This window comes from Paenibacillus sp. FJAT-26967 (assembly GCF_001541095.1).
In the GTDB taxonomy this organism is placed as follows: Bacteria; Bacillota; Bacilli; order Paenibacillales; family NBRC-103111; genus Paenibacillus_F.
Genome location: NZ_LMXH01000005.1, coordinates 1 through 25,750 on the forward strand (window position 1 = coordinate 1; position 25,750 = coordinate 25,750).

A 25,750-nucleotide genomic window follows, 5' to 3' on the forward strand; every position below is an offset into this window, starting at 1 on the left:
GAGGTGGAAGCACAGCAATGTGTGGAGCTGACCAATACTAATCGGTCGAGGGCTTGACCTACAGGTCTTTACGCGAGTAGAGGCCAACATCTAAAGCATAGTCTATGGCTGTGCACCACAAGATCTTTGGATGGATCTTAGTACATCTTTCGCTGCTAGTTTTCAGGGTACAACCCTGCTATGAGTAGTATGTCCGCAAGGAGATGCTGCGATTTTCGAAGTCTCTAACACTTCGAAATATCCTGTTTGGTGACGATGGCGGAAGGGAACCACGCGTACCCATCCCGAACACGACCGTTAAGCCTTCCAGCGCCGATGGTACTTGGACCGCAGGGTCCTGGGAGAGTAGGACGTTGCCAAGCGTTATTCCCTGATAGCTCAGTTGGTAGAGCACTCGACTGTTAATCGAGTTGTCACAGGTTCGAGTCCTGTTCGGGGAGCCATGCTTCCATAGCTCAGTAGGTAGAGTGCTTCCATGGTAAGGAAGAGGTCACCGGTTCGAATCCGGTTGGAAGCTTGCCAGAAGGCCCGTTGGTCAAGGGGTTAAGACACCTCCCTTTCACGGAGGTAACAGGGGTTCGAATCCCCTACGGGTCACCATAGTGGAGGCTTAGCTCAGCTGGGAGAGCATCTGCCTTACAAGCAGAGGGTCGGCGGTTCGATCCCGTCAGCCTCCACCATATATGCCGTTGTAGCTCAACTGGTAGAGCAACTGACTTGTAATCAGTAGGTTGGGGGTTCAAGTCCTCTCGACGGCACCAGATTTACCTTGGGGATTAGCCAAGCGGTAAGGCAACGGACTTTGACTCCGTCATGCATAGGTTCAAATCCTATATCCCCAGCCATTTGTTTTGAGCCATTAGCTCAGTTGGTAGAGCACCTGACTTTTAATCAGGGTGTCGAAGGTTCGAGTCCTTCATGGCTCACCATTTTTACTTACATGCGCGTGTGGCGGAATTGGCAGACGCACTAGACTTAGGATCTAGCGTCTTTGACGTGGGGGTTCAAGTCCCTCCACGCGCATATTAATTCCAAGTATTTCTAACACAAATAATACTTGCTAATTAATAAGAAGTATGATATAATGCGGAAGTGGCTCAGCGGTAGAGCATCGCCTTGCCAAGGCGAGGGTCGCGGGTTCGATTCCCGTCTTCCGCTCCAACTTCATACGTGCCCTTAGCTCAGCTGGATAGAGCGTTTGACTACGAATCAAAAGGCCGGGAGTTCGAATCTCTCAGGGCACGCCATATTTTTTGTCGGGACGTAGCTCAGCTTGGTAGAGCACCTGGTTTGGGACCAGGGGGTCGCATGTTCAAATCGTGTCGTCCCGACCATATGTATGCGGGTGTAGTTCAATGGTAGAACTCCAGCCTTCCAAGCTGGTAGCGTGGGTTCGATTCCCATCACCCGCTCCATACATACAAGTACAGACCTCTAAGAGGTCTTTTTTTGTTATATCCGATAGTTGACTTATTTAAATTGTCGAAGGATTCTGCACATTTCCTTAAATTGCATGTGCTCTTTCTTTAAAAATAGCTATAATGCAACGCGTGAATGTGGTAAAATATTCTGCAATGAGTATCAATTTTGACGAATTAGGGTGTTTTTTGTTTCAGCGATTAACAGTAGAGAGAAGAGGCGAGGACATGTCGGATAACGAATCAATTGTTCAGAAAAATACAACGAACAACTTGCTTCGCAGGGATGTGCGATTTCTAGGGCATATACTTGGAGAAGTACTGGTCCATCAGGGTGGCAATGAACTTCTTGCCGTGGTAGAGAAGATCCGAGAACTGAGTAAGTCACTGAGAGCTCAATACGATCCTGCTATATATGCAGAAATCAAGGAAACAATAAATGGATTGCAACCTGAAATTCGACATCAGGTTATTCGTGCGTTTGCGATATATTTTCAGCTGGTCAATATTGCTGAGCAGAATCATCGGATCCGTCGTAAGCGTGATTATGAACGTTCTTCCGGGGAGACAGTACAGCCCGGTTCGATCGAAAGCATCGTACAGCGTCTTAAACAAAACGAAATTTCCTATCAGGAAGTGCAGGATATCCTTCAGGAAATTTCTCTTGAGCTGGTTATTACAGCACATCCGACGGAAGCAACCAGACGTGCTGTTCTGGACATTCATCAGCGTATATCCCAAGATGTTATCCTGCTTGATAACCCGACATTAACTTTCCGTGAGAGAGAAAACCTGCGGGAGAAGCTTTTGGCTGAAGTAATGACGCTTTGGCAGACGGATGAGCTTCGTAATCGTAAACCTACAGTTATCGATGAAGTGCAGAATGGGATGTATTATTTTGACGAAACTTTGTTCGATGTGCTTCCTGAGGTATATCAGGAGCTTGAGCGCTGTCTAGACAAATACTATCCGAATGAAACCTGGCATGTGCCTAGCTTCCTTAAATTCGGCTCATGGATCGGTGGAGACCGGGACGGTAACCCGTCCGTTACTTCTGATGTAACGTGGGAAACGCTTGAGCTGCACCGCGGGCTTGCTTTGAAGAAATACGAAGCCATTCTTGCAGATGTCATGAACCACTTGAGTTTCAGTAAGAATCTTGCCGAAATCAGTGAGGAGCTGCAGAACTCAATCGAAGTGGATAAGGAAGTATTCGGACCGCGTACTGAATTGTGGAGTAATAACGATGAGCCTTACCGTATCAAGCTCGCTTATATGATCGAAAGAGTGCGTAATACGGGGAATGCTCTTGCTGAATCTAATGAAAAGTATGCTTCTCCGGATGAGATGATCCAGGATTTATATATTATTGAAAGAAGCTTGCGGAGTCACTTCGCGGACTTTGCAGCGGATGCTTATATCAAAAAGCTCATTCGCCAGGTAGAGCTGTTCGGATTCCACTTGGCTACTCTCGATATTCGTCAACACAGCAGAGAGCATGAACTGGCGATGACAGAAGTCTTAAAGAGAACCAGCATCGTGGAAGATTACAGCCAGCTATCTGAGAAAGAGAAGATTGATCTGCTCAGCAAGCTACTTGACGAACCGCGTCCAATTACATCGCCTTATATGAAATATACGGAGTCGACTGAAGAGTGTCTCAATGTATATCGCAATATATATAAAGCTCAGCAGGAATTCGGACGCAATTGTTTGCACAGCTATCTGATCAGTATGACTTGTGGTGCAAGTGATATGTTGGAGGTTATGGTATTTGCCAAGGAAGTGGGCCTTTACCGGAAAGAAGAAGATGGCACAGTCGTGAGCACCATTCAATCGGTTCCTCTGTTTGAGACGATTGATGACCTGCATGAAGCTCCTGAAATTATGAATACGCTGCTGAACATTCCAGCGTATCGTGCCAGCCTTAACCAGGCGGCTCCCATGCATGAAATTATGCTCGGCTACTCGGACAGCAACAAAGACGGCGGTGTGATTACAGCCAACTGGGAGCTGCGCGTAGCTCTGCGTGAGCTTACCGATATGGGGAATAAGAACGGAGTTAAGCTCAAGTTCTTCCATGGACGTGGAGGTTCCTTAGGACGCGGAGGAATGCCTCTAAACCGCAGTATCCTGGCACAGCCAGTGGATACAATCGGCAGTGGAATTAAGATTACGGAGCAAGGAGAGGTATTATCCTCCCGTTATTCCTTGCAAGGTATTGCGTACCGCAGCCTGGAGCAGGCGACGTTCTCTCTGATCAAGGGTGCCGTGCTTGCCCGTAATCCCGAGCGTCCCGCTAAAGAGACGCAATGGGAAGCAATCATGAAGGATATTTCGGAAACTGCACAGAATAAGTATCAAGATCTTATTTTCCGTGACAAAGACTTCATGACGTTCTTCAAGCAATCCACACCGCTTCCGGAAGTCGGAGAGCTCAATATCGGTTCCCGCCCTTCCAAACGTAACAACAGCGACCGATTCGAAGATTTGCGCGCGATTCCATGGGTATTCGCATGGACACAGAGCCGTTATCTGCTTCCGGCTTGGTATGCCGCCGGTACAGCGCTCCAGACCTTCTATCAGAACAAAGAAGAGAATATGGAAGTTCTGAAGGATATGTATGAGAACTGGTCATTCTTTAGATCCATGATCGATGGTCTTCAAATGGCCATAGCTAAGGCAGATCTGCTTATTGCGAAAGAATATGGCAGCTTGCTTAAAGAGAGTGATATCGCTAATCGTATCTACGAGCTGATCAGCACGGAGTACAACTTAACCTCCGAGCTGATTCTGCAAATTACGGGTCAGCAGGAAATTCTCGATAACGTACCTGTTATTCAGGAATCGATCCGTCTGCGCAATCCATACGTCGATCCGCTAAGTTATTTGCAGGTAGATCTGCTTAAAGAACTGCGCGCGATCCGTGAGACCGACCAGGATGATGCCTTCCTGCTTCGCGAAGTTCTTCTCACCATCAATGGAATCGCTGCAGGCCTTCGCAATACAGGTTGATCGTCCACAACATGCATAGGCACTGGAACAACGAAGTCAAGCCGTCCTCCGGGCGGCTCGACTTTACGTGTTTTACCGAACATTAGTGAAAAGAAGCCCGCATTTCCTAGGGTTGGAGGAGTTATCGTTGAATTTAGTAGAAACACGATTAGCCAAGCTTGCAAGGAATGGGGATCGTGGTGCTTTTGAGGAACTGGTGAATTTATATAAAGACAAAATCTTTCACCTGGCCTACCGAATGCTCGGTAATAAGCAGGAAGCCGAAGATGCGGTGCAGGATACTTTTCTGCGCGTGTACAACAACCTAGACCGGTATGATGAGAACCAGAAGTTTTCTACCTGGATTTTCAGAATCGGAACGAATTTATGCATAGACCGGCTGCGCAAACGAAAACCAACTTATTCCCTCGACGCCGAAATGCCGGATAGCGACGGGAACGATTTTTATGCCATGCTTGCAAGCAAGGACAACCTGCCAGTAGACCAGATCATCCTATCGGAAACGCAGCAGGTCATACGCCGAGCCATTGACACCCTACCGGAAAAATATAAGTCCGTCGTTATTCTCCGCTATCTGCACGACATGTCGCTGCAAGAAATAGGAGACGTACTGAAGATGCCGGTAACAACCGTCAAGACCCGCGTACACCGTGGACGGGAGTACTTGCGCAAAAAACTTGAGGCGGACGGAAATTTTTCTAAGTAGTCCTCGATATTTTGAAACATCTTTGCCGGCCATACGTATGGTATTACACTAATGGCAAAGAACGAGAAAGGAGTGGCTCGGATGAATTGCAAACAGGCCCTCCCTTTGATGCACGAATATTTGGATGGGGATTTGCAAGGGTCGGAGGCGCTGGATCTAAAGCAGCACCTTTTGACATGCCCGGAGTGTCATGCGATTTTCCGTCAGATGGAAACAACGGATGCACTAGTTCGGTCCATACCGGCTCCAGTCGCATCGAATGATCTCACCGACCGTATTATGGGCTCTCTGCCTCCTGTTAAGAAACGCTCGCCTTGGATCCAGTGGGTGCGTAAGCATCCGGCCGTATCTGTCGCGGCAGTATTCCTTTTGACGATGGCAGGAAGCTTCGGGTCGATGTGGAACAACAACACGGAGTTGATGGTACGCGGCACGGACCTCGATAGGGTCATCATTCAAGGCGATAAAGTTATCGTGCCCAAAGGTGAGACGGTAAAAGGCAATCTAGTCGTTGAGAATGGGGAGCTAGTTGTCGAAGATAACGCTAACGTTGAAGGCAACCTGGTGGTTATAGACGGAAATATGTATTTAGCTTCTACTGCTCATATCACGGGAGACAAGATCCGGATTGATCAGGCATTGAGCTGGCTGTGGTTTAAAATAAACGAGATAGTGCACTGAGCGGCCGTCTCCTCCATTTCAATCAGTAGTGAAAGAATGAATTATTCACTCGAGGTCCTTTTTGGTAATTCCAAAAAGGACTTTTTCTCATTTTTTCCTGAAAATCGCTCCGATAGAAGAATTGCATGGAATGTGGTATTATCAAGGAATAGACAGATAAAGATAAGAAAGCGTAGAAGATTCTGATTCGTTGCTTTGATTTGGGGGAACTACAGTGGAATTATTCTCAGATATTTCCATCACGGATATTATTGATATTTCGATTGTCAGTTACGTGGTATACAAATTAATTATGCTGCTGCGCGGCACAAGAGCCATTCAGCTAATGAAGGGTATCTTCGTTGTTTTGGTTACGTGGGCCCTTAGTGTAGCATTTTCATTGAATACCCTGCAGTGGATTATGAACCAGATGTTCACCGTAGGCTTGATCGCAATCATTATTATTTTCCAGCCGGAGCTCAGGAGAGCCTTGGAACAACTGGGACGTGGGCGTTTCTTCTCAAGAATGTCCTCCAGTGATGTGGATCATGACGTGAACATCCGAATTGGAGAAGTCATTAAAGCAATGAACTACTTGTCCCGGCGCAAGATCGGGGCTTTGATCGTTTTTGAAAAGGAAACGGGCCTTACGGATTACATTGAATCGGGGATTGCTGTGAATGGGCGGATCAGTTCGGAGCTGCTTATTAATATTTTCATTCCGAACACGCCTCTTCATGATGGTGCGGTCATTATTCGTAACAATCAGCTGATGGCTGCGGGTTGTTATTTGCCTCTGTCGGAGAATCCTTTTATCAGCAAAGAACTGGGTACCCGGCATAGAGCGGCCATTGGTATGAGCGAGGTATCGGATGCTATCTGTCTTATCGTGTCCGAGGAAACAGGCCAAATCTCTTTGTCGCTCAACGGGCAAGTCGTACGTGACATTAAGGAAGAATCCTTGATTTCGAAACTGTTCGATGAACTCAGGCCGAAGGCGAAAGTCAGGCAGAACCCTTTGAAGAAATGGTGGGGGGGACGCAAACGTGGATAAATGGCTAAGGAACACTAACGTCGTAAGAGTAATTGCCATTATAATCGGAATCCTGCTCTGGGCGGTCGTCCGTATGGAGGGAAGTACGGTAACCAATACGGGCTCGTCGGGTATTAAGGAGCTGCCGATCAGCAACGTAGAGATTACCGCTAAATACGATTCTGATCAGTATTATATCTCTTCCATTGAGCCAAGCCGGGTTCAAGTTATTTTGAAGGGAAAAGATTCAGCTCTTAAAAAAGTCAGCACGAGTAACTATAAGGTTATTCTGGATTTAACAAAATCCTCCGGCAAGGGGGAATACGTTCTGCCGCTGGAAGCGGTCGGTTTCCCATCCTCACTCGAAGTGGAGATTGTTCCGCGGAATGTGAAGGTAGTTGTGGAAGAAATGGTGAAGAAGGAAGTGCCGGTCAAAATTAATGTAAAAGGTACTCCGGAATCGGGGTACAAGCCCGGAGATCCTATTGCTAAGCCGAATAAAGTACACGTAACGGTCCCTGCGGGCAAAGAGGGAGAGGTATATTCGGTTCAAGGAGATATATCGGTAGAGAAGGCGGATTCTGCAGTATCCAAGCAGGTTAAGCTGAAGGTCTATAACAAAGAGGGAAGTGAGCTGAATTACAGCGTAAGTCCGGCCGTAGTGGATGTGGATGTGCCTGTAACCAGTCCTTTCAAAACCGTGCCGCTGCAGATTCAGCTGACAGGAACCCCTCCGGCTGGATACAGTATAGGATCCGTTAAACAGAATCCGGATAAGATCATGGTCTATGGCCCGCAGAATATACTGGATAGCATGGAATTCTACTCGGCCGGTCCGATCAAAATCGACGGGCTCACGGCAACGAAAGAATTTACACTGGATATTCCTCTTCAAAAAGGGGTTACGCAGGTGGAGCCATCCAAAGTTCAGGTGACGGTAGAGATTGTACCTTCTACGAAGAAAGACTTCCCTGACATTCCGCTGAAAGTCGTCGGGCAGGCAGAGGGGACGGATGTGAAGTTCAGTTCTCCTGCGGAAGGGAGCATTACCCTCACGTTAGAAGGTGCGGCGCCGCAGATTGCCGCATTGAAGCCGGAAGATGTGCAGGCCATTGTGGATATAAGCAACTTGCCGCCGGGGACGCATGAGCTGCCGATTACGCTTAATCTGCCCTCCTATATCAAAGACGGGGGAACAGCGGTAACGAAGGCTACTGTAGTTATTACAGCAAGCGGCAATCCGAAGGAGACGGCCAAACCGACGCCTACTCCTGCTCCTACTCCTACTCCATCCCCGTCAGCATCGCCAGCTCCTGCAGAGCCAGGAACGGCCCGCCCGCCGGTGGAGAAAAAGGAACCGTAAGCCTTAACCACTGAAAGTCAGCATGGAATCCGAATAGTTTAAAAGTCGCCGGTAATTAACCAACTAACGGATTTCTATGTATGGGATCGGTGCTTTGTATATGAAGATGGATGAAGCTTGTGATAAAAGGGGAGAAAAGAGATATGGGGAAATATTTTGGAACGGACGGAGTACGCGGGGTTGCCAATAAGGAGTTAACACCCGAAATGGCTTTCAAAATCGGGCGCTGCGGGGGTTTTGTGCTGACGGGCAAGGCTAAGCACCCTAAAGTAGTCATCGGGCGCGACACCCGGATCTCCGGCCCGATGCTGGAGTCGGCGCTGGTCGCCGGTCTGCTGTCGATCGGCGCTAACGTGATCCGCCTGGGCGTCGTATCCACGCCAGCCGTCGCGTACTTGACGCGAGTGATGGGCGCCGACGCCGGCGTGATGATCTCCGCCTCTCATAATCCCGTGGAAGACAACGGGATTAAGTTCTTCGGCGGAGACGGGTATAAGCTGCTCGATGAGACCGAGAACGAAATCGAGCGTCTGCTCGACGCGGACTGCGACGATCTGCCGCGGCCGGTGGGCGGGCAGATCGGGAGCGTGTCCGACGATCTGAAGGCGAAGCAGAAGTACGCCGACTTCGTGAAGGCGACGGTAAATCACTCCTTCGGCGGCATGAAGATCATCATGGACTGCTCGAACGGAGCGGCCTACGAGCTGGCGCCGAAGATTTTCCGCGAGCTGGGAGCGGAAGTGATCACGCTCGCCGTTGAGCCGGACGGCTGCAACATCAACGAAGGATGCGGTTCGACGCATCCGCAGAACTTGCAGCGGGCCGTCGTGGAACATGGCGCGCACCTGGGGCTTGCCTTTGACGGCGATGCTGACAGGCTGATCGCCATTGATGAGCTTGGCGAGGAAGTCGACGGTGACTTCATTCTGAGCATTTGCGGGGATGCGATGAACCGGGCCGGCAAGTTGAACCACAGCACGATTGTGACGACGGTAATGGCCAACATCGGTTTTTTCAAGGGAATTGAGGGCTATGGGCTCAAAGCGACGCAAACCGCTGTAGGCGACCGTTATGTGATGGAAGAGATGCGTAAGGGCGGCTACAATCTGGGCGGCGAGCAGTCCGGTCATGTGATCTTCCTGGACTATAATACGACAGGCGACGGCATCCTGACAGGTTTGCAGCTGGTAGATACCCTCGTATCTACAGGGCGTTCGCTGAGCGACTCCAAAACCATTATGCGCAAGTTCCCGCAGGTGCTGGTGAATGTGCGCGTAGCCGACAAGAGCAAGCTCAGCGACAATGGGGCGATTGCAGGTGCGATCACAGCCGTTGAGAGCCAGCTTGGGGATAATGGGCGTGTGCTGGTGCGTCCTTCCGGTACGGAGTCTCTGATCCGCGTTATGGCGGAGGGACCCGATAAGGAGACGGTAGAAGGCTACGTGAACGATATCGTCGAGGTTGTGAAGCGGGAGCTAGGCTAAGCTTGCAGCGATCCCTCAGCAGCGTATGGAGGTCCTTGCCTTGGTAAGTGCACTTGAGGCTTCCTGATGGATATGAGAGTTGGTTTTTTTATAAATGGAAGCGTGAAAGGGTAAGCCCCTTTCGCGCTTTTTTTTGTCGGAGCAATGGTTTGGTTCTACCTTGGGGTGGTGATTTTTAAAAGGGGTATGGAGGTAACGAATGCGGTACGGTGGGTTTAAGTAATTGGTAAAATTGCTGCTAAACCAACGGGTATAGTACGTGGACAGTGGCTTATAACAAAGTGGGGAAACCTGATTAGGAATGGGGTTAGTTAACGGTACAAAGAAGGATGCATCCCACATATTTGCCCAATATTTAACTGCGGATTTGGTGCTTGTATCTCGATTCGCGGCATAGAAGTTGCAAAGCTGCGCAAAAATGAATATGATAGGGTATATCTTTTTTACTCAAGCATAGAAAGGTGGGTCGTTAAACGGGTTTCAACAAGCGCCAGAACTTGTGCGGAAAGCAGATCTCTCTGTAAGGGGTACGCGGACAATAGTCTAGTGTGCAGGGCAGAGGCGATAAGCGGAACCGACAAGTTGACGAGGTGAAGGTGTTCGAATTTTCGGCGGGGACCTTCCGGCATTCTCATTCGTGCCGACAAGCTGACATGCAAACTGTCCGGGTGACCGGGCATACAAGAATTCAGCGGAATGATCCATAGTTTGTATGTAGAGATAGGGGACTGACTTGTGCTGCTAAGGGGCCATGCAGATCTCATCTTCAGACTGCACATCGTATCGGACGGAACCGCAGAAGCGGCGAACGAGGCAGTCAGCTTTGTTTTCTTATGCCTAAGGGATCTGTGTGCAGATGCGGTCCTTCTCTTAAGGTGTATCTAAAAGCACCCTTCGGGTGTTGTTGAAAAAAACGGCTTGTGAAAAGCTTTTTTGAGTGCGCCTTTTATAGAAACCAGACGTTGTTGTCTTATAAACCTTACTTGATTTTAAATAATCACATGGAGTGGCGAGATAGAAATTCGTGTATGTCGAAAAAAGTACTAGCGTAACAGCGCTATAAAAATCGACCTTTTGATACGAAATGTATCGGTCATGAATAAAGCAAGATAGACGGCAGGAGACAGACGAGAAATGGAGAGAGAAATCCATTCACAGATCCGCCGATCTTTGACAAACAGCCTGTGATCATCCGCATGAGGCGGAGCGGGTCATGGAGCTTAATATTGGGGGTATTCACTATGTGCGGTATTGTTGGATATATTGGTAAACGTGATTCACAAGAGGTTCTGATCGAGGGGCTTAAAAAGCTGGAGTATCGCGGTTATGATTCGGCGGGTGTCGCTGTGTACACAGAAGGCGGGCTGGAGATCAAGAAGGCCAAAGGCCGTCTGGCGGTGCTGGAGTCGGAGCTGAGCGATGCACCTCTAAATGGTACGGTCGGAATCGGACATACCCGCTGGGCTACGCACGGCAAGCCTTCGAACGAGAACTCGCATCCGCATACGGACAATTCGAAGAAATTCTCCGTGGTTCATAACGGAATTATTGAGAATTACATTTCGCTAAAAGAAGAGCTGATTGCACAAGGGCATACATTCGTTTCGGAAACGGACACCGAAGTGATTTCGCACCTGATTGCAGAGCTTTACGAAGGCGATATTGTAAAAGCGGTTCAACAGGCGGTGAAGCGGATGAAGGGGGCTTTTGCTCTCGGAGTGCTGACGGAGTACGAACCGGATCGTCTGGTCGCTGTCCGTCTGGCAAGTCCGCTCGTTGTCGGCGTAGGAGATGGAGAGAACTTCATCGGATCGGACATTCCGGCGATCCTCGAATATACGCGCAATGTGTACATTCTGAATGATGGTGAAATGGCACTTTTAACGCGTGAGGGTGTCGAATTAATGACGATCGAGGGGAATTTTATTTCTCGGGAAATGTTCCACGTTGATTGGGATTTGGTGACAGCCGAGAAAGCGGGCTTCGATCACTTCATGATGAAAGAAATCTACGATCAGCCCAAAGCGTATCGCGATACGATCGGAAGCCGGATTTCGGAAGATGGAAGCCGGGTTGTGCTGGATGAAATCGGGATGACTGCGGATGAGATCCGTAAAATCCGCAACATTCATATCGTGGCGTGTGGTACGGCTTATCATGCAGGACTTGTCGGCAAAAGTGTAATTGAGAAGCTGGTACGCATTCCGGTCGAAGCGGATGTCGCTTCGGAGTACAGGTACCGGGCGCCGATTATTACACCGGAAACGCTGGTTATTGTGGTAAGTCAGTCCGGTGAAACGGCGGATACGCTGGCTGCGCTGCGTGAAGCAAAGCGAAATGGCGCGCGTGTCTTAGCCATCACGAATGTCGTCGGCAGCTCTGTCTCCCGTGAAGCGGACGATGTACTCGTCACATGGGCCGGGCCGGAGATCGCGGTCGCTTCGACAAAAGCTTACACGACGCAGCTCATGGCGTTCTATCTGCTCGGCCTGTATCTGGCGCAGACGCTGGAAACGCTGGAGCAGGCGGAAATCGGCCGTACGCTTGCAGCTATGCAGAGCCTGCCGGATCAGGTGGAGAGCATTCTCGCGCGCAGCGAAGAAATTAAAGCGTACGCGGAGAAAATTGCTGCGCATGAGCACCTGTTCTTCATCGGCCGCGGCATGGATTATGCGGTGGCGCTGGAAGGGTCGCTGAAACTGAAGGAGATCTCGTACATTCACTCCGAGGCTTATCCGGCAGGTGAGCTGAAGCACGGAACCCTCGCGCTGATCGAGGAAGGCGTGCCGGTCATTGCGCTGGGGCTTCAGACGGAGCTTATCGAGAAGACCGTCAGCAATATCAAGGAAGTCACCGCGCGCGGCGGTGAGGTGCTGGGGATTGCTTATGAAGGCGACAACGAACTGGCGAAGTCGGTCGACCAGACGTTCAGCATTCCGCGCACGCTGGATCTGCTCTCGCCTGCTCTGACAGTGATTCCGCTGCAGCTGCTGTCTTATTACGCATCGCTTGCTCGCGGTAATGACGTGGATAAGCCGCGGAATCTGGCGAAGAGCGTGACGGTGGAGTAGGGAGTTGGTAGTGGATCGACTCTCGCATTTGCCTTTTACATTGAAAGACTGTGAATACCAACATGCAAGATTATTTCCTGACATGCTGGGCAGTAGAAAGTGTGCCTTTGAAATAAAGTCGTACCGTTTATAAAAAAAGATGCACCGTTTTACCCCTTTAGACAGGATTGTCTGAAGGGGTTTTTGTTCATCTAAAAAAAGAACATCTAAAATTGAAAAATTAGTAGGTGACGTCACGTCAATTTCAAGCTTATTAATAAAAATTAAAAAAAGTCTAAAAAAGCCTTGAAGTTTACGCTGCGTCATTTTGTATACTATTTAGCAAATACTATAAATCCATTTTGATTATTCGACTATAAGCCCCGCCTGTCAGAGTTATTTATAAAAAGATTAGAAAAATAGGAGGGTTTAGATGAAACAGGGAGATATTATTATTTATGGCTGCGTCATTATAGGAGCAGGTATTGGACTGACAATGGATAATGCAATTCCCGGTGTGCTGATTGGTTTGGGAGCAGGATACTTGCTTAAAAAAATGTTTCATAAAGAAGAATAAATGCAGAATGAACAAAACTATTGTTAACGATAGAGTTATGACGCACAGAAAGGCTGGTTATCAGTGATACATATTAATAAGGTTGGGGAGCTGACAGGTGTTACAGTAAGAACACTGCGTTACTACGATCAAATCGGATTATTAAAACCAGCATCCAAAACAGAGGGTGGGCATCGTTTATATACGAATGAAGAAATAAAAAAACTACAGCAGGTTCAATTTTTAAAAAAGGCTGGATTTCCGCTGCATGAGATTAAGAATATGCTCGCTTCCAGTGCCTGGGATTGGTCGGAAAGTCTAAAGAGTCAACTGTCTTTTATTATAAAAGAACAGGAAAATTTAAAGAAAATAGAGTTATCTTTACGGGAAATGATACATGGAATTGCGATAGAAGGAGAAGAAAACTGGGTCGCGATTCAGAAGATTATGCAATTATCGAATAAAGATAAAGAAATACGGCAGTATTATCGTGAATCTGTATTTACAGACAGAGAAATAAGACTATGGAACAAGGTTCCCAATATGACAAGTGACAGCTCTGATTCACTCGAATGGATTGCTCTGATAGGTCAGTTAAAGCTCTATATGGATGAGGGCCCCAAAGCACCTAAAGTTCAAAATATCATTAGAAGAATGGATGAAAAGCGCTTAGAGGCGTTTGAAGGTGAGGATGAATTTCTAGATAAGCTGTGGGAAATAAGGATGTCGCCCAAGCAATCAGAGAAACTGAGTTTATATCCAATTGACCAGGATGTACTTGAGTTCATGGAGGAGGCATATGCCATTTTTACAGCTGAAAAGAATAATCCGCAACTGGAGTAAGGAGGGAGAACGATGAGCATAGAACTACTTCTCCTAATAGGGGGCTTGGCTCTATTGGACACGCTAAGCCCGGCCACATTAGGGGTAACTGTGTATCTGCTTCTGACAGATAAAGAGAGAGAGAGGCTTACCAAACGTTTATTGGTTTATTTATTGACGATAGCAGGATTTTATTTTGCTGTTGGAGTTTCACTCATGTTAGGATTAGATTTCTTGCTTGATATTATTTCTGGCGTATTACAAAATAGAATCGTAAGCTGGACGTTCTTTATTATTGGGGGCATCTTGTTCATAGCAAGTTTTTATGTTCCAACAAAGAAAGGTTCAGACCTGCCTGCACCAAAATCAAAAAGCATTCTTTCAATGATTGTTCTGGGATTCACTACTTCATTAATTGAAGTAGGTACTGCATTTCCTTATTTTGCAGCAATTGGCATCATGACTACTTCTAATCTATCGTGGGCGGAATGGTCTTCTATTTTAGCTGGTTACAACTTTATCATTGTGTTGCCTTCCCTCGTGCTGTTTCTCTTCTATCTCCTGTTTGGGAGGGGGATGCAAAAATCTCTCGAGAAGCTTCGAGTAAAAATCGCTAATCATACAGGATCGGCTCTTTCGTGGATTATGTGTATAGTTGGACTCATTCTGATTTTTAATAGCCTGGATTATTTGTAGAGTGTTATTCATGCAGCAGCAATAGCAAAATAATTTGTTGGGGATTGTGGTGAGGATATGGTTAAAGCAGTGGATGGGACCTCCTAAAACGAAAAATGCTTTAATTTTAGGAGGTTATAATAAATGATTTTTAATCCGATAGTCATTGATAAATGGAGCAGAAAACCCTACTTTGAACATTATTTAAACAATGTCAGATGCACCTACAGCATGACTGCAAATATTGACATTACCGGGCTGTTGAGAGAACTTAAGAATAAGGGGATTAAGCTGTACCCGGCGCTAATCCACATGATAACTACAGTGGTAAACCGGCACTCTGAATTTCGCACATGTTTTGATTCTGCGGGAAGGTTAGGTTATTGGGACAGTTTGTCTCCTAGCTTTACAATTTTCCATGATGAGGATAAGACTTTTTCAAGCATTTGGACTCCGTATAATGAAGAATTTAATGAATTCTACATTCGTTATCTTGATGATATGGAAAATTACGGAAAGGTGAAACAATTTGTCCCTAAAACAAATGAACCACCTAATACTTTTCCCATTTCCAGCATTCCGTGGGTCAGCTTCACAGGCTTTAACCTGAACGTTTATAACGAGGGTACCTATTTATTACCGATCTTTACTATGGGGAAATATTTTCAGCAGGACGAAAAAATACTGTTACCTTTATCGGGGCAATTTCACCATGCCGTTTGCGACGGGTACCATGCAGGCGTGCTGTATAATGAGCTGCAATTACGTGCAGATACCTGTAAAGAGTGGTTGCCAAATGATTAATTAGCTAACATATTCCGCTTCGTCAGTTCAAATTAAGCAGCGGCAGTCTGGGACTTATTTTTTTATCCAACGCTGCCGCTTTGTATTGCAGGGATAAAAAGCTCTAGGGCCCCTATTAGGGTTAATTCCTGCTAAATACGTACCTTCTAAGCTCCATATTAGACCCAGAGGTTAACCGGTACTAATGTTTTTAGCATGTTTTTCTATCGAGGCTACAATACTTGCTGAGCTATAGTTCCTATGGAGTTTAATGGACTCCTCCATTTCCCTGAATGATTAGATCTATCTGATGAATAAAATCCTCCGCAAGTTCAAGCTGTTTAAATGCAAACTCCAAATCTCCGTTGCCTGAAAGGGCAAAATCCAGATTACCTAATGTAGACATTAGTATACGTGCGGTAACAGCAAATCCAAAAGCTGCTAGATCGGGTCCATTGTTTATTTGGCTTAATATATATTTGAAGGTTGGCTCCTGAACTCCGCTGAATAATGCAAGATTCCCAACAAATGAAGCCAGGTCCCAGTATGCAGGCATCAGTGATAAATCTTCAAAGTCCGCCCAGATCCAACCCTCAGGACTTGGTAATAAGTTTCTCGTGTGGGCATCTCCATGACACGGTATTAGTAAACTTGTATCGAGACGCATCTGTCTATCAGCTGTTACGAACATATCTAACAATGCTTGTATGCGCTGGTCGGGATGATTCATCAATCTATTAACGGATTCACATGTACGCTCCCAAACTCCAAGTAAAGGAATTTCACATGAGAAGTCTTTCATGCCTAGTGAAAGCGTATTTACTAACTCAACGGCTTCGCTTGGTGAGGGCGGTTTTAAATGAGTTTGCGGAACATACTCCCAAAATGTCAACCATGTGCCACCAATATCGTATGGTCCTGCATCAATAGGGTCAGATGGTAATAATACGGGTACGCCCTTAGATTGAAGGTGACGTGCTACCCTTAACTCGCGATCAAGTATCTTGTATGCATAGGCTGCATCTTCTTTTGATAGGACAGTGGCTATTCGGGCAACAATTGGATGCGGATCCAAGTGAATGATCAGGTTCGCACCATTGCTAAGCTCGATAGGTGTGACCTTATTTAATCCAGCTTTCTCTGCTATTAATAACACTTCTGAAATAAGTTTACCTTTAACCGACACTAAAACAGCTCCTCGACTGTGTATAAAAATAATCTTAGCACCATGACTGTATGACTGATAGGTACAAAATCTTTAATAATCAACTCTCCATTCCTCTTTGTTCTGAACTTCATTCTTCATTTAACACTCTTCTTCCATTCAAGGGACTTACTTCTCAGACCATCTGAGACAAGTCCCTTATTCTGGTCGACCTGTTTTGTTGGAGATATCCGAAAACTATGCTAGATTTTAGAGGAGGTAAACAGATTACTGGGTAATGTAAAGTAACTCATAACTCTTGCTGGAAATTTTTAAAGCATTTTTTATATAAGGTAGTATTCAGCATTCTAACGGGGGCTAGTTGATGACAGAGAAGCTCGAAGAGAAGTTGTACCGGAATTTAGACGAAGCGGCGAAACATGTTCTGGCTATGGTCAGCGAGCTGATTAAAGTAAATACCCTTTTTGTTGCGAGTAACGATAAGGTATCCAATACGATATTCAAAGTGTTTAATCGTCATGAGCAGCTTATTGAGGAAGGGACGGTACTTCCTTATGAGCAGACCTATTGCAGTCTAGTGATCGAAGAAGGGGCGAAGCCCCTTGTGATTGAAGATACGACGGCACATCCTTTAACCTGCGGAATGGGTGTTACAGCAGCGTTGGGAAGTTGTTCATTCATCGGCGTACCCATCTGGCACAAGAATGGGCAAATCTTCGGCACGATCTGTGCGATGGACCGGGAGCCGTATACGTATACCGAACGGGAGATCAATCTTCTGAATTCCATGTCCATGTTTCTTTCTTACGTGATTGAACTAGAGAACTCCGTGGAAGAATTGCAAGAAGCCCGGCATGAAATCATGCAGGCCAAAGAGGTGGCGGAGCGGGCAACACAAGCCAAAACCGAATTCCTAGCCATGATGAGTCATGAAATACGTACACCGATGAACGGGATCATGGGCATGACAAGCCTGCTTCAGGAAACCGATCTAACGGAAGAACAACGGGAATACACGGAGATTATCCGCGGCAGCAATGAGTCTCTTCTGTCAATTTTGAATGATATTTTGGATTTCTCGAAGATGGAGTCAGGCAAAATGGTATTGGAACATCAGCCTTTTGACCTCAAGTCCTGTGTGGAAGACATCTTGGATTTATTTGCTTCCAAAACGGTTGGAAAAGATGTGGAATTGGTTTGCTATATTGATCCCGATATACATCCGTTCCTGATGGGAGACGTGACACGGCTTCGTCAGGTGCTGGTGAATTTGGTCGGCAATGCGGTGAAATTTACGGAGACGGGCGAAATTTTAGTTTCAGTCATTAAGGGGCCTGGAAAGAATTCAAAATCCTCCGAGCTGTATGTGACGGTTAATGATACGGGAGTGGGCATTCCTGTGGACATGCAAAGCCAATTATTCCAATCGTTCTCACAAGCTCATATGCCTAATACGAAACGCCGATATGGGGGGACTGGTTTAGGGCTTGCGATATGCAAGCAGCTGGTGGAACTTATGGGCGGCCGTATTTGGCTGGAGAGCCATGAGGGAATCGGATCTACCTTTCATTTTACGATTGCAGCTGAGAGCGCGGATCTCTTTCTGGAGAATGAAAATAAGGAGCTCCTGCTGCGGCACAAGCGCGTGCTCATCGTCGACGACAACAGCACCAATCTGAGGATCTTGAGGACGGTGCTCGAAAGATGGGGCATGTATGTGAAAGCGACTGTTTCAGCAAGAGAAGCGCTGCTTTGGATTGAGCAAGGAGATATTTTTGATCTGGCGATTATTGATATGCGAATGCGGGAAATGGATGGAATTCAGCTGGGACGCAAAATCCGGAAACATCGCACTCCCGAAAGTTTGCCTATGATCGTATTGACTTCCGTGGGTACGGACCAGCATGAGATAGATTTCAAGTCGATCTTTGCGGCTGTAGTCACCAAACCTGTCCGCGATCAGCAGCTGGTAGGGGTTATGCTATCCAGCTTGTTCGAGAACCACCCGGTACCGTCTAGAAAATCAAATTCCTCCTTATTGGACGCTACACTGTCCGAACGCCTGCCGATGAGGATTTTGGTGGCTGAAGACAATGCCGTCAACCAAAAACTCCTCCTTCGCATTTTGGAGAAAATGGGCTATTCGGCCGATGTTGTCGGCAATGGTCTTGAAGCGGTACAGGCTTTAGTCCGGCGCCATTATGATCTGGTCTTTATGGATGTTCAAATGCCGGTGATGGATGGCCTGGAAGCCACCAAGATGATTGAGCAGCGGATCGGCCGTGCACAACGTCCTGTGATCATTGCTGTAACCGCGAATGCTCATAAGGAAGACAAAGAGCAGTGTCTGGCTGCAGGGATGAATGATTATATGAGCAAGCCCCTGCGGCTCGATGATGTCCAGCGGTTACTCGAATACTGGGCCAGAGAAATACGCTTCTCTACATCAACGAAAACGAATAAGGCTGCTGAAGACGAAAGCGAGAATCTCATTGATGTAACCTTGATTCAGGAGCTCCGCAGACTGGATGAAAACAAGTCGTTTTTTGACGATTTATACCGATTGTTTGATGTCGAAGCGGCTTCGTGCATTAAGCAAATTCATGATTTGTGGAGTAAAAAGGAACTGGCTCAATTAGCTTCGAAGGTTCACATGTTAAAAGGGGTCAGTCTGAATGTAGGTGCAGCCCGGCTTGCTCATCTCTGCAATCATTTGGAGCAGGAATTAAAACATGCCGAAGAAATCGAAGAGGTCATTCAAGAACTGCAAGATGTATTTGAACAGACTAAATTTCAACTGGATAAGTTATCCGATATCTCCGGAAAATTGTGAATAAAAGAAAGTGCCGATGATTGTGTCGGTGCTTCTTTTGTCTGTAAGAGAAAATTGTATACAAATATTTAACAGAAAAGTAATTTACAACTAAATTTACGTATGGTAATATTTCTATTAAACAAAAGTAAACTTCTCGGATAAGTCAGTATACATAAATAATCGTGAGAGTCCGGTTTGTGTTCATTTGAGTGTGAAAATCAGAGCTTTCTCGTGATCTAAAAAATTAAAGAGACAAGAGGAAGATATCTATGAAAATTTTGGAGAACTCGATCCGATTAATGGAGCCTTACTCCGCAAAGCTAAATGTGAAAGAAACCCAGAAGGCACTGAACACGTTAAAGCAAGCGTTTGAGCTGCATCTCTCCACGGCTTTAAATCTGACTCGTGTCAGCACGCCGCTCTTCGTCCTGTCCGGCACCGGTATCAATGATAATTTGAACGGCATGGAGAGGCCGGTTCAGTTTACAGCGCTTGACCTTGGCGATCAGTCTCTTGAAATCGTACATTCGTTGGCCAAATGGAAGCGGATGGCGCTGAAGCGGTATGGTTTTGAACAGGGAGAGGGTCTATTCACTCACATGAACGCAATTCGCAGAGATGAGGGGCTTGATCATCTTCATTCGATTTATGTGGACCAGTGGGATTGGGAAAGAGTGATTGCCAGGGAAGAGCGGACATTGACGACTCTTCGGCAGACGGTTGAGAAGATCTACAGCGCTATGAAGGAAACCGAGCGCGTTCTTGTAGAGCAATACCCCGGCTTAAGCCGCAAACTGCCGGAATCGATCACATTCCTAACCGCTCAGGAGCTTGAGGACCGGTTCCCGCATTTATCCGCCAAAGAGCGCGAAGATGCGATTACCCGGGAATATGGAGCGGTATTCGTTATGCAGATCGGAGGAAAGCTCCAGTCGGGAATTCCGCATGACGGACGGTCACCTGATTATGACGATTGGCAGCTTAACGGCGATATTCTGGTATGGAATCCTGTTCTGAAGAGTGCTTTCGAATTATCTTCGATGGGAATTCGTGTGGATGAGGTTACACTGCGCCATCAACTGGAGGAAGCGGGGTGCCCGGAGAGATGTACGCTGGAGTTCCATAAACAACTGCTGGAGGGGCAGCTTCCGTATACAATCGGCGGGGGTATCGGTCAGTCCCGTCTAGGTATGTTCTTCTTGGAAAAGGCTCATATTGGTGAGATACAGGCTTCCGTGTGGCCTTCGGAGATGAAGAAAGTATGCGAGAGCGCTAATATTTTTCTGCTATAAAAGATGCATGCGAATTCTGTTATGAACCTATACCCGTATAAGCGGGTATTTTTTTATTTGGCTATGGTTCTATAGGTGGGTAGGGTATATAATAGTCAATAAGCAGGTAAATAAACCCAATAAGAAACAATCATAGGATCGAATGATAAATGGAAATACAAGGGCAAGGGACAGAGACAGAGACAGAGGGGGAACCGACGTTGATTGAAAAAGAAGTTGTCGTTATTGGAGGCGGCCAGGCTGCTTTATCGGTGGGATACTATTTGCAGCAGAACGTCCGCGATTTCGTTATTCTGGATGCGAATCCGCGAACGGGTGATAACTGGCGGAATCGCTACGATTCCTTGGTTTTGTTTACTCCAAGGATGTACTGCAGCTTGCCGGGGCTGCCATTTGCCGGCGTCCAGGACGGACTGCCTGCCAAGGATGAGGCTGCAGATTACCTGGAGGAGTATGCACGGTACTTTTCACTTCCGGTCGTTTCAAGCGCCGAAGTAAGCCTGCTGCAGAAGAGGCCGGATGGCTTCTATGTGCGAAGCCCTGTGGGGGAATTCAAGGCCAAGCAGGTAGTAGTTGCCACAGGCCCTTTTCAGCAACCCGTTATACCGGCCTTTGCTGCATCGCTCAGTCCTGACATTTATCAAGTTCATTCTTCCGCATACAGGAATCCTGCTCAATTAAATGAAGGGTCTGTTCTGGTAGTGGGTGCGGGTAATTCAGGAGCACAAATTGCAGTAGAGCTGGCCCGGGAGCGGGAAGTAACCATTTCGTCCAGTCATCGCCTCAGCTTCAGGCCGCTGCAAATTTGGGGGAAAAGCATCTTCTGGTACTTCAATACATTAGGGCTGCTGCAGGCGGGCCCTACCTCCACGCGGGGAAGATGGCTCCGGAGACAGGCGGAACAAATCTACGGGCTGGAATTAAAAGAAGAAATCCAGGCTGGGCGGGTTCAGGTGAAAACCCGTGCACTTCAGGCTGAGGGAAGAACGGTAAGCTTCGAGGGAGGATCACAGCTGGCTGTGAACAATGTAATCTGGGCCACAGGCTTCCGTTCGGACTATAAGTGGATGGACATACCCGGTGCACTGGGAAGTAACGGAATTCCTAAGCATGTTGAGGGTGTGAGCCCGGTAGAAGGGATGTACTTCGTGGGCCTTCCCTGGCAGTCTAGCAGAGGCTCGGCTCTACTGGGCTGGGTGAGCCGGGATGCCGAGTCTGTCACGAGGCACATCACCGCTGCAATTAACACCAAAAGCTGACTGCCGCTTGGCAGTCAGCTTTTGGTGTCAGAGGGAGGCTGCTGACCGAAGGGGGACATCTTCCTGATACCAGAAGAGAGCGTACTCCGTCATCGTGGAAGCATGACCCGTCTGGCGCAGCATGGTCGTGATATTCCCCCGGTGGTAGGTGCCGTGGTTGACAACTTGGAAGACGATTTGGGATAAACGAATATTACGGCTATCTGCATAAGGATTATCCAGCAGGATCGTTTTCTCCAGATCGGGCTGCTTTGCGAAGAATGTTTGATACTTCAGCGTTAACTCTTTAAATAGGGCTTCCAACTCACTGAGGCTCTTGGACTCGATTTCCTCCTGCATCTCATGTCGTGCCGTCATGGATTCCATCATATCTTTACCGTTCAGAATATCGAGCCACCCGACATCGACAAGATAGATGTGAGCGAGCGCTCGGGACAAGCTGGCGAAACTGCTGCTCTGTATCTCCTGCGTGTAAAGCTCAGCCGGCAGTTCTTTTAGCCGGTCGATAATCGTTTGCGTAGCCCAGGCATGGAAATGGTACATCGTTACTGGAGTTGTCATTTAGTATCGTCTCCTTTAAGATTCGCGTTTTATTTGTTCGCTGTTGATATCAGTATAGGAAAAGAAGTATGACAGCAGAGTGTCATACTTCCGAGTATGTTTTTAAAATTTTTTCGAGCTTAGTTTTCAACGTTTTTCTCAGCTCAAGAGGTTCCTTCACCTCAACGGTCTCACCGAAGCTTAGCAGCACGGGCAGCAGCCATCGGGTATCCGAAGAATTCGGAACTTTCAATGTGATCGTAAGCGTGCCGTCATCGTGGAAGGATTTGTCCATATCGTAAAAGTGGTCCATGGCTCTAGCCAGCGCGTCAGCCGAAAAATGAAGCACAACCTCTTCTTGGTTGGCGGATTTTGCCCAGTCTGGGCTAGAATCTCTATTGTTCACGGCATGATCGTGTGTGTATACCCGGTTCATCATAGTTACATCCGCCATGCGCGAGGTCCGGAATTCACGATAATCCATGCGGGTCTGGCAAAAACCGTACACATACCAGTTCCCGTGTTTGTAGTTAAGCTGGATAGGCTCGATAACGCGCGCCGCCCTTTCGTTCTTCATATTGATGTATTCAAATTCAATGATACGCCGGCCTGTAATCGCTGTGCGGAGGAGGCGCAGCAGTTCATTGGACTGCTGGCGGCTTCCGATATCCATCGATAAGCTCGGTGCTGCCGGGCCGGAGCGGATCGTCTGCAGACGATTGATCGTACCAAGAGCGCGCTCGTCATCAAAAACGGTGGACATGCTGTGCAGAATCGTAATGAGCGAGCCGACATCGTAAGAGCCGAGCAGGCTTTTATCCATCTTATATTCCTCGATAATCCCATAACCCCCATGAACGCCCTGATAGGAGACGACAGGTATGCCAGCCGCACAAATCGCGTCGATATCACGGTATATGGTCCGCTGGGATACGCCGTATTTTTCAGCTAAGGCTGAGGCGGACAGTACTTCGTTATTGAGCAGCATGTAAATCATTGAAATCAGTCGTTCCAATTTCACGGTCATCATCCTGTCCGGTGGTTTGGTAAACCAGTTCAACTATTTTCTACATTGTATCATATATTTTTCCAATTATTCGGCTGGCCGTTCATTCCCAGCCGTTTCCAGTAAGCACATCATATATCGCTGAGAGCAGGACGATATGCTTGAATAAGGAAGCAAGCGAGCCGGATGAGCTATCTCGATGCCAGGGGACAGTCATGCTGAATTAACACAAAAAACATCCAGACTTTACAAACAATTGCCACTAATTGTTAATTTGGTATGCTAAAATAAAATCGTTGGTTTACAGTCAGATACCCAAAAGGAGGATATTCATGGGAAACGTATTCGTCCGCTGGAAATCGAAACTGGTTCAATCGGTGCTTGCCCTGACGTTAGCGCTGCCGCTGCCATACATCGCGGCTGGAAACTCTCAGATTGCTCTGGCCGAGGGACCCGCGGACCCGGCTCCTTTTATTGAAGCGAAGGTTGTTAATGAGAATGCGGGAAAGAAGGTGCTTTTCGACAACACCCATGAACAGACAGCTGGTGCGGCAGACTGGGTCATCGACGGGGCTTTCTCGGATTTTGGGAACGCGCTTGCGAATCAGGGCTATTATGTCAAGGAACTCCGTAAAACCACTCCGATTACGCTTAGCGATCTGAGCGGCTATGATGTCTTTGTGGTTGCGGAAGCGAACGTTCCTTATAAGGTCAGTGAGCAGGCCGCCATGGCGGCTTATGTGCAGGGGGGCGGCAGCATTTTCTTCATCGGCGATCATTACAACGCCGACCGGAATAAGAACCGATGGGACGGCTCCGAGGTATTCAACGGCTACCGCCGGGGAGCCTGGACGAACCCGGCCAAGGGGATGAGCGCCGAAGAGGCGGCATCTGCCGCTATGCAGGACGTCGCCAGCTCGGATTGGCTCGGTGCGCAGTTCGGCGTCCGCTTCCGCTACAATGCGATCGGCGATGTGGCCGCGAGTAACATCGTCGCTCCGAGCCAGGCTCTTGGCATCACAGCCGGCGTATCCTCGGTCGCCATGCATGCCGGCTCCACGCTGGCGATTCTCGATCCTGCCAAGGCGAAGGGGATTGTCTATCTGCCGCAGACGAATGCGGCTTGGGCTAATGCGGTCGACCAAGGCGTCTATAACGGCGGCGGGGTCGCGGAAGGCCCCTTCGTGGCAGTCTCCAAGAAAGGCGCCGGGAAGGCGGCTTTTATTGGAGATTCCTCGCCTGTCGAGGATGCCACGCCGAAGTATCTGCGCGAGGACACGGGAGCGGTCAAGAAGACGTACGACGGCTTCAAAGAAGCCGATGACGGCGTGCTGCTCGTGAACACGGTGAACTGGCTCGCGAAGAAGGAGAGCTACACGAGCCTGTCGCAGGTCCCGGGCCTACAGCTCGACCAGCCGACGGCCCTGCTGCCGATGGAGGCCCCGGCAGCTTCGACGGAGCCTCAGCCGGAGCCATGGGCCGCGCCGGCCGCGGGCTACAAGTGGTATGACCGTACCACTTTCAAGGCGGGCTCCTTCGGCGGCGGCAGCGGCGGTCCCGGACCCGGCATTCCGGGCCAGGTCACGTACAGCTTCGTCCGGCAGGCGGTTCTGCCTAACGCGCAGGACTTCCAGATCCGCGTTGTCGTTGACAACCTGCCGGCGGGCAGCACCGTGAGCGGCTACAACGCCGGCATTTATCTGGCTTCCGGCGGCACGCAGGCAGCCAAGGTCCGTAATGCGGACGGGACATGGCCGTCCGCATACGGCTACAGCGCGGCGTTCAGCCTGACCGCCGACAGTACGGGCCGCGCTTACAAGGACCTGACGGTCCGGATTAAGCCGGGGACGAGCGGAGCGGCGAACCTGCGGCTTCGCCAGAACAGTACGAATCTGAAGACGGAAGCCGTTACGATCGGGAACGTCCCTGCCGAGCCCCTTCCGTAAACGGACGGGGTTATGCGGGCGGTAATGGCCGTAAGGAAAAGTAGGTTTAAGCCGAGGCGGCCGGCAGATGGAATGGCTGCGATCTCCCTCTGGCCGAGAAGAAGTAACTGGAGTAGAATGGAATCACAAAAACCTGTTTTCAAGGTTTTTGTGATTTTCTTT

The 25,750-nt window shown here is 48.2% G+C and carries 18 protein-coding genes, 12 tRNA genes and 1 rRNA gene; 28 read left to right on the top strand and 3 right to left on the bottom strand.

Going from position 1 to position 25,750, the window contains the following annotated elements; all coding sequences use genetic code 11:
- Positions 1 to 245 precede the first annotated feature (245 nt).
- The 24 genes from rrf (at position 246) to catA (ending at position 15,586) form a co-directional block, all read left to right on the top strand.
- Positions 246 to 362: ribosomal RNA gene (gene rrf, locus AR333_RS17900) — 5S ribosomal RNA — on the top strand.
- 5 nt (positions 363 to 367) lie between these two features.
- Positions 368 to 443, top strand: a tRNA-Asn gene (locus AR333_RS17905).
- Between the two features lies 1 nt (position 444).
- Positions 445 to 517, top strand: a tRNA-Thr gene (locus tag AR333_RS17910).
- A gap of 8 nt (positions 518 to 525) precedes the next feature.
- A tRNA-Glu gene (locus AR333_RS17915) sits at positions 526 to 600 on the top strand.
- A gap of 4 nt (positions 601 to 604) precedes the next feature.
- Positions 605 to 680 (top strand) — tRNA-Val (locus AR333_RS17920).
- Positions 681 to 685: 5 nt separating this feature from the next.
- A tRNA-Thr gene (locus AR333_RS17925) sits at positions 686 to 761 on the top strand.
- A 9-nt stretch (positions 762 to 770) separates the two neighbouring features.
- Positions 771 to 845 (top strand) — tRNA-Gln (locus AR333_RS17930).
- Positions 846 to 853: 8 nt separating this feature from the next.
- Positions 854 to 929: transfer RNA gene (locus AR333_RS17935), tRNA-Lys, on the top strand.
- 13 nt (positions 930 to 942) lie between these two features.
- A tRNA-Leu gene (locus AR333_RS17940) sits at positions 943 to 1,023 on the top strand.
- Between the two features lie 63 nt (positions 1,024 to 1,086).
- Positions 1,087 to 1,161 (top strand) — tRNA-Gly (locus AR333_RS17945).
- A gap of 9 nt (positions 1,162 to 1,170) precedes the next feature.
- A tRNA-Arg gene (locus AR333_RS17950) sits at positions 1,171 to 1,247 on the top strand.
- Positions 1,248 to 1,257: 10 nt separating this feature from the next.
- A tRNA-Pro gene (locus AR333_RS17955) sits at positions 1,258 to 1,334 on the top strand.
- A gap of 7 nt (positions 1,335 to 1,341) precedes the next feature.
- A tRNA-Gly gene (locus AR333_RS17960) sits at positions 1,342 to 1,415 on the top strand.
- Between the two features lie 231 nt (positions 1,416 to 1,646).
- Positions 1,647 to 4,433 carry a phosphoenolpyruvate carboxylase gene (gene ppc, locus AR333_RS17965; RefSeq protein ID WP_068776758.1) on the top strand — a complete coding sequence of 929 codons (2,787 nt, stop codon included), beginning with the start codon at positions 1,647 to 1,649 and terminating at the stop codon, positions 4,431 to 4,433.
- A 127-nt stretch (positions 4,434 to 4,560) separates the two neighbouring features.
- Positions 4,561 to 5,139 (top strand): RNA polymerase sigma factor SigW, encoded by a 579-nt coding sequence (gene sigW, locus AR333_RS17970; protein WP_068776759.1) that lies wholly within the window; start codon positions 4,561 to 4,563, stop codon positions 5,137 to 5,139.
- A gap of 81 nt (positions 5,140 to 5,220) precedes the next feature.
- Positions 5,221 to 5,820, top strand: coding sequence for a zf-HC2 domain-containing protein (locus tag AR333_RS17975; protein WP_068776760.1), 600 nt, complete (start codon positions 5,221 to 5,223; stop codon positions 5,818 to 5,820).
- A 214-nt stretch (positions 5,821 to 6,034) separates the two neighbouring features.
- Complete coding sequence (gene cdaA / locus AR333_RS17980) at positions 6,035 to 6,853, top strand: diadenylate cyclase CdaA (protein WP_068776761.1); 819 nt, start codon at positions 6,035 to 6,037, stop codon at positions 6,851 to 6,853.
- Positions 6,846 to 8,195 (top strand): YbbR-like domain-containing protein, encoded by a 1,350-nt coding sequence (locus AR333_RS17985; protein ID WP_084783795.1) that lies wholly within the window; start codon positions 6,846 to 6,848, stop codon positions 8,193 to 8,195. Before cdaA ends, AR333_RS17985 begins: the two co-directional genes overlap by 8 nt.
- 143 nt (positions 8,196 to 8,338) lie before the next feature.
- Positions 8,339 to 9,679, top strand: coding sequence for a phosphoglucosamine mutase (gene glmM, locus AR333_RS17990; RefSeq protein ID WP_068776762.1), 1,341 nt, complete (start codon positions 8,339 to 8,341; stop codon positions 9,677 to 9,679).
- Positions 9,680 to 10,920: 1,241 nt separating this feature from the next.
- A complete protein-coding gene (gene glmS, locus AR333_RS17995; RefSeq protein WP_068776763.1) occupies positions 10,921 to 12,750 on the top strand; it encodes a glutamine--fructose-6-phosphate transaminase (isomerizing) in 1,830 nt (609 codons plus the stop codon).
- A gap of 412 nt (positions 12,751 to 13,162) precedes the next feature.
- Positions 13,163 to 13,306, top strand: coding sequence for a molecular chaperone DnaJ (locus AR333_RS25045; RefSeq protein ID WP_068776764.1), 144 nt, complete (start codon positions 13,163 to 13,165; stop codon positions 13,304 to 13,306).
- Positions 13,307 to 13,369: 63 nt separating this feature from the next.
- On the top strand, positions 13,370 to 14,128 hold the full coding sequence (locus tag AR333_RS18005; protein ID WP_068776765.1) for a MerR family transcriptional regulator: 759 nt from the start codon (positions 13,370 to 13,372) through the stop codon (positions 14,126 to 14,128).
- A gap of 12 nt (positions 14,129 to 14,140) precedes the next feature.
- The gene (locus tag AR333_RS18010) at positions 14,141 to 14,803 is read left to right on the top strand and encodes a GAP family protein (RefSeq protein ID WP_068776766.1); all 663 of its coding nucleotides are present in this window, start codon (positions 14,141 to 14,143) and stop codon (positions 14,801 to 14,803) included.
- 123 nt (positions 14,804 to 14,926) lie between these two features.
- The gene (gene catA, locus AR333_RS18015; RefSeq protein WP_068776767.1) at positions 14,927 to 15,586 is read left to right on the top strand and encodes a type A chloramphenicol O-acetyltransferase; all 660 of its coding nucleotides are present in this window, start codon (positions 14,927 to 14,929) and stop codon (positions 15,584 to 15,586) included.
- A 247-nt stretch (positions 15,587 to 15,833) separates the two neighbouring features.
- Here catA and AR333_RS18020 read toward each other — a convergent pair whose 3' ends face one another.
- Positions 15,834 to 16,751 (bottom strand): aminoglycoside phosphotransferase family protein, encoded by a 918-nt coding sequence (locus AR333_RS18020; RefSeq protein ID WP_068776768.1) that lies wholly within the window; start codon positions 16,749 to 16,751, stop codon positions 15,834 to 15,836.
- 343 nt (positions 16,752 to 17,094) lie between these two features.
- Here AR333_RS18020 and AR333_RS18025 point away from each other — a divergent pair, with 343 nt between their 5' ends.
- The 3 genes from AR333_RS18025 to AR333_RS18035 all read left to right on the top strand — a co-directional run bounded on the left by AR333_RS18025 (position 17,095) and on the right by AR333_RS18035 (position 22,096).
- Positions 17,095 to 19,563 (top strand): response regulator, encoded by a 2,469-nt coding sequence (locus tag AR333_RS18025; RefSeq protein ID WP_068776769.1) that lies wholly within the window; start codon positions 17,095 to 17,097, stop codon positions 19,561 to 19,563.
- Positions 19,564 to 19,844: 281 nt separating this feature from the next.
- Positions 19,845 to 20,837: an aspartate--ammonia ligase gene (gene asnA, locus AR333_RS18030; RefSeq protein WP_216638987.1), complete on the top strand. Its 993-nt coding sequence runs from the start codon at positions 19,845 to 19,847 to the stop codon at positions 20,835 to 20,837.
- A 200-nt stretch (positions 20,838 to 21,037) separates the two neighbouring features.
- The gene (locus AR333_RS18035; RefSeq protein ID WP_156430954.1) at positions 21,038 to 22,096 is read left to right on the top strand and encodes an NAD(P)/FAD-dependent oxidoreductase; all 1,059 of its coding nucleotides are present in this window, start codon (positions 21,038 to 21,040) and stop codon (positions 22,094 to 22,096) included.
- Positions 22,097 to 22,123: 27 nt separating this feature from the next.
- Here the strand turns inward: AR333_RS18035 and AR333_RS18040 are convergent, their stop codons facing one another.
- Positions 22,124 to 22,657 (bottom strand): DinB family protein, encoded by a 534-nt coding sequence (locus AR333_RS18040; RefSeq protein ID WP_068776771.1) that lies wholly within the window; start codon positions 22,655 to 22,657, stop codon positions 22,124 to 22,126.
- Positions 22,658 to 22,739: 82 nt separating this feature from the next.
- Positions 22,740 to 23,657, bottom strand: coding sequence for a YafY family protein (locus AR333_RS18045; RefSeq protein ID WP_068776772.1), 918 nt, complete (start codon positions 23,655 to 23,657; stop codon positions 22,740 to 22,742).
- 317 nt (positions 23,658 to 23,974) lie between these two features.
- Between AR333_RS18045 and AR333_RS18050 the strand changes: the two genes are divergently transcribed.
- On the top strand, positions 23,975 to 25,588 hold the full coding sequence (locus AR333_RS18050; RefSeq protein ID WP_068776773.1) for a DNA-binding protein: 1,614 nt from the start codon (positions 23,975 to 23,977) through the stop codon (positions 25,586 to 25,588).
- Positions 25,589 to 25,750 lie beyond the last annotated feature (162 nt).

What these genes read in the sequence shown, in the direction of transcription:
- ppc (WP_068776758.1), top strand. Translation starts at nt 1,647, where the DNA reads ATGTCGGATAACGAATCAATTGTTCAGAAAAATACAACGAACAACTTG.
- AR333_RS17975 (WP_068776760.1), top strand. Translation starts at nt 5,221, where the DNA reads ATGAATTGCAAACAGGCCCTCCCTTTGATGCACGAATATTTGGATGGG.
- glmM (WP_068776762.1), top strand. Translation starts at nt 8,339, where the DNA reads ATGGGGAAATATTTTGGAACGGACGGAGTACGCGGGGTTGCCAATAAG.
- glmS (WP_068776763.1), top strand. Translation starts at nt 10,921, where the DNA reads ATGTGCGGTATTGTTGGATATATTGGTAAACGTGATTCACAAGAGGTT.
- AR333_RS25045 (WP_068776764.1), top strand. Translation starts at nt 13,163, where the DNA reads ATGAAACAGGGAGATATTATTATTTATGGCTGCGTCATTATAGGAGCA.
- AR333_RS18010 (WP_068776766.1), top strand. Translation starts at nt 14,141, where the DNA reads ATGAGCATAGAACTACTTCTCCTAATAGGGGGCTTGGCTCTATTGGAC.
- catA (WP_068776767.1), top strand. Translation starts at nt 14,927, where the DNA reads ATGATTTTTAATCCGATAGTCATTGATAAATGGAGCAGAAAACCCTAC.
- AR333_RS18025 (WP_068776769.1), top strand. Translation starts at nt 17,095, where the DNA reads ATGACAGAGAAGCTCGAAGAGAAGTTGTACCGGAATTTAGACGAAGCG.
- asnA (WP_216638987.1), top strand. Translation starts at nt 19,845, where the DNA reads ATGGAGCCTTACTCCGCAAAGCTAAATGTGAAAGAAACCCAGAAGGCA.
- AR333_RS18040 (WP_068776771.1), bottom strand. Translation starts at nt 22,657, where the DNA reads ATGACAACTCCAGTAACGATGTACCATTTCCATGCCTGGGCTACGCAA.
- AR333_RS18050 (WP_068776773.1), top strand. Translation starts at nt 23,975, where the DNA reads ATGGGAAACGTATTCGTCCGCTGGAAATCGAAACTGGTTCAATCGGTG.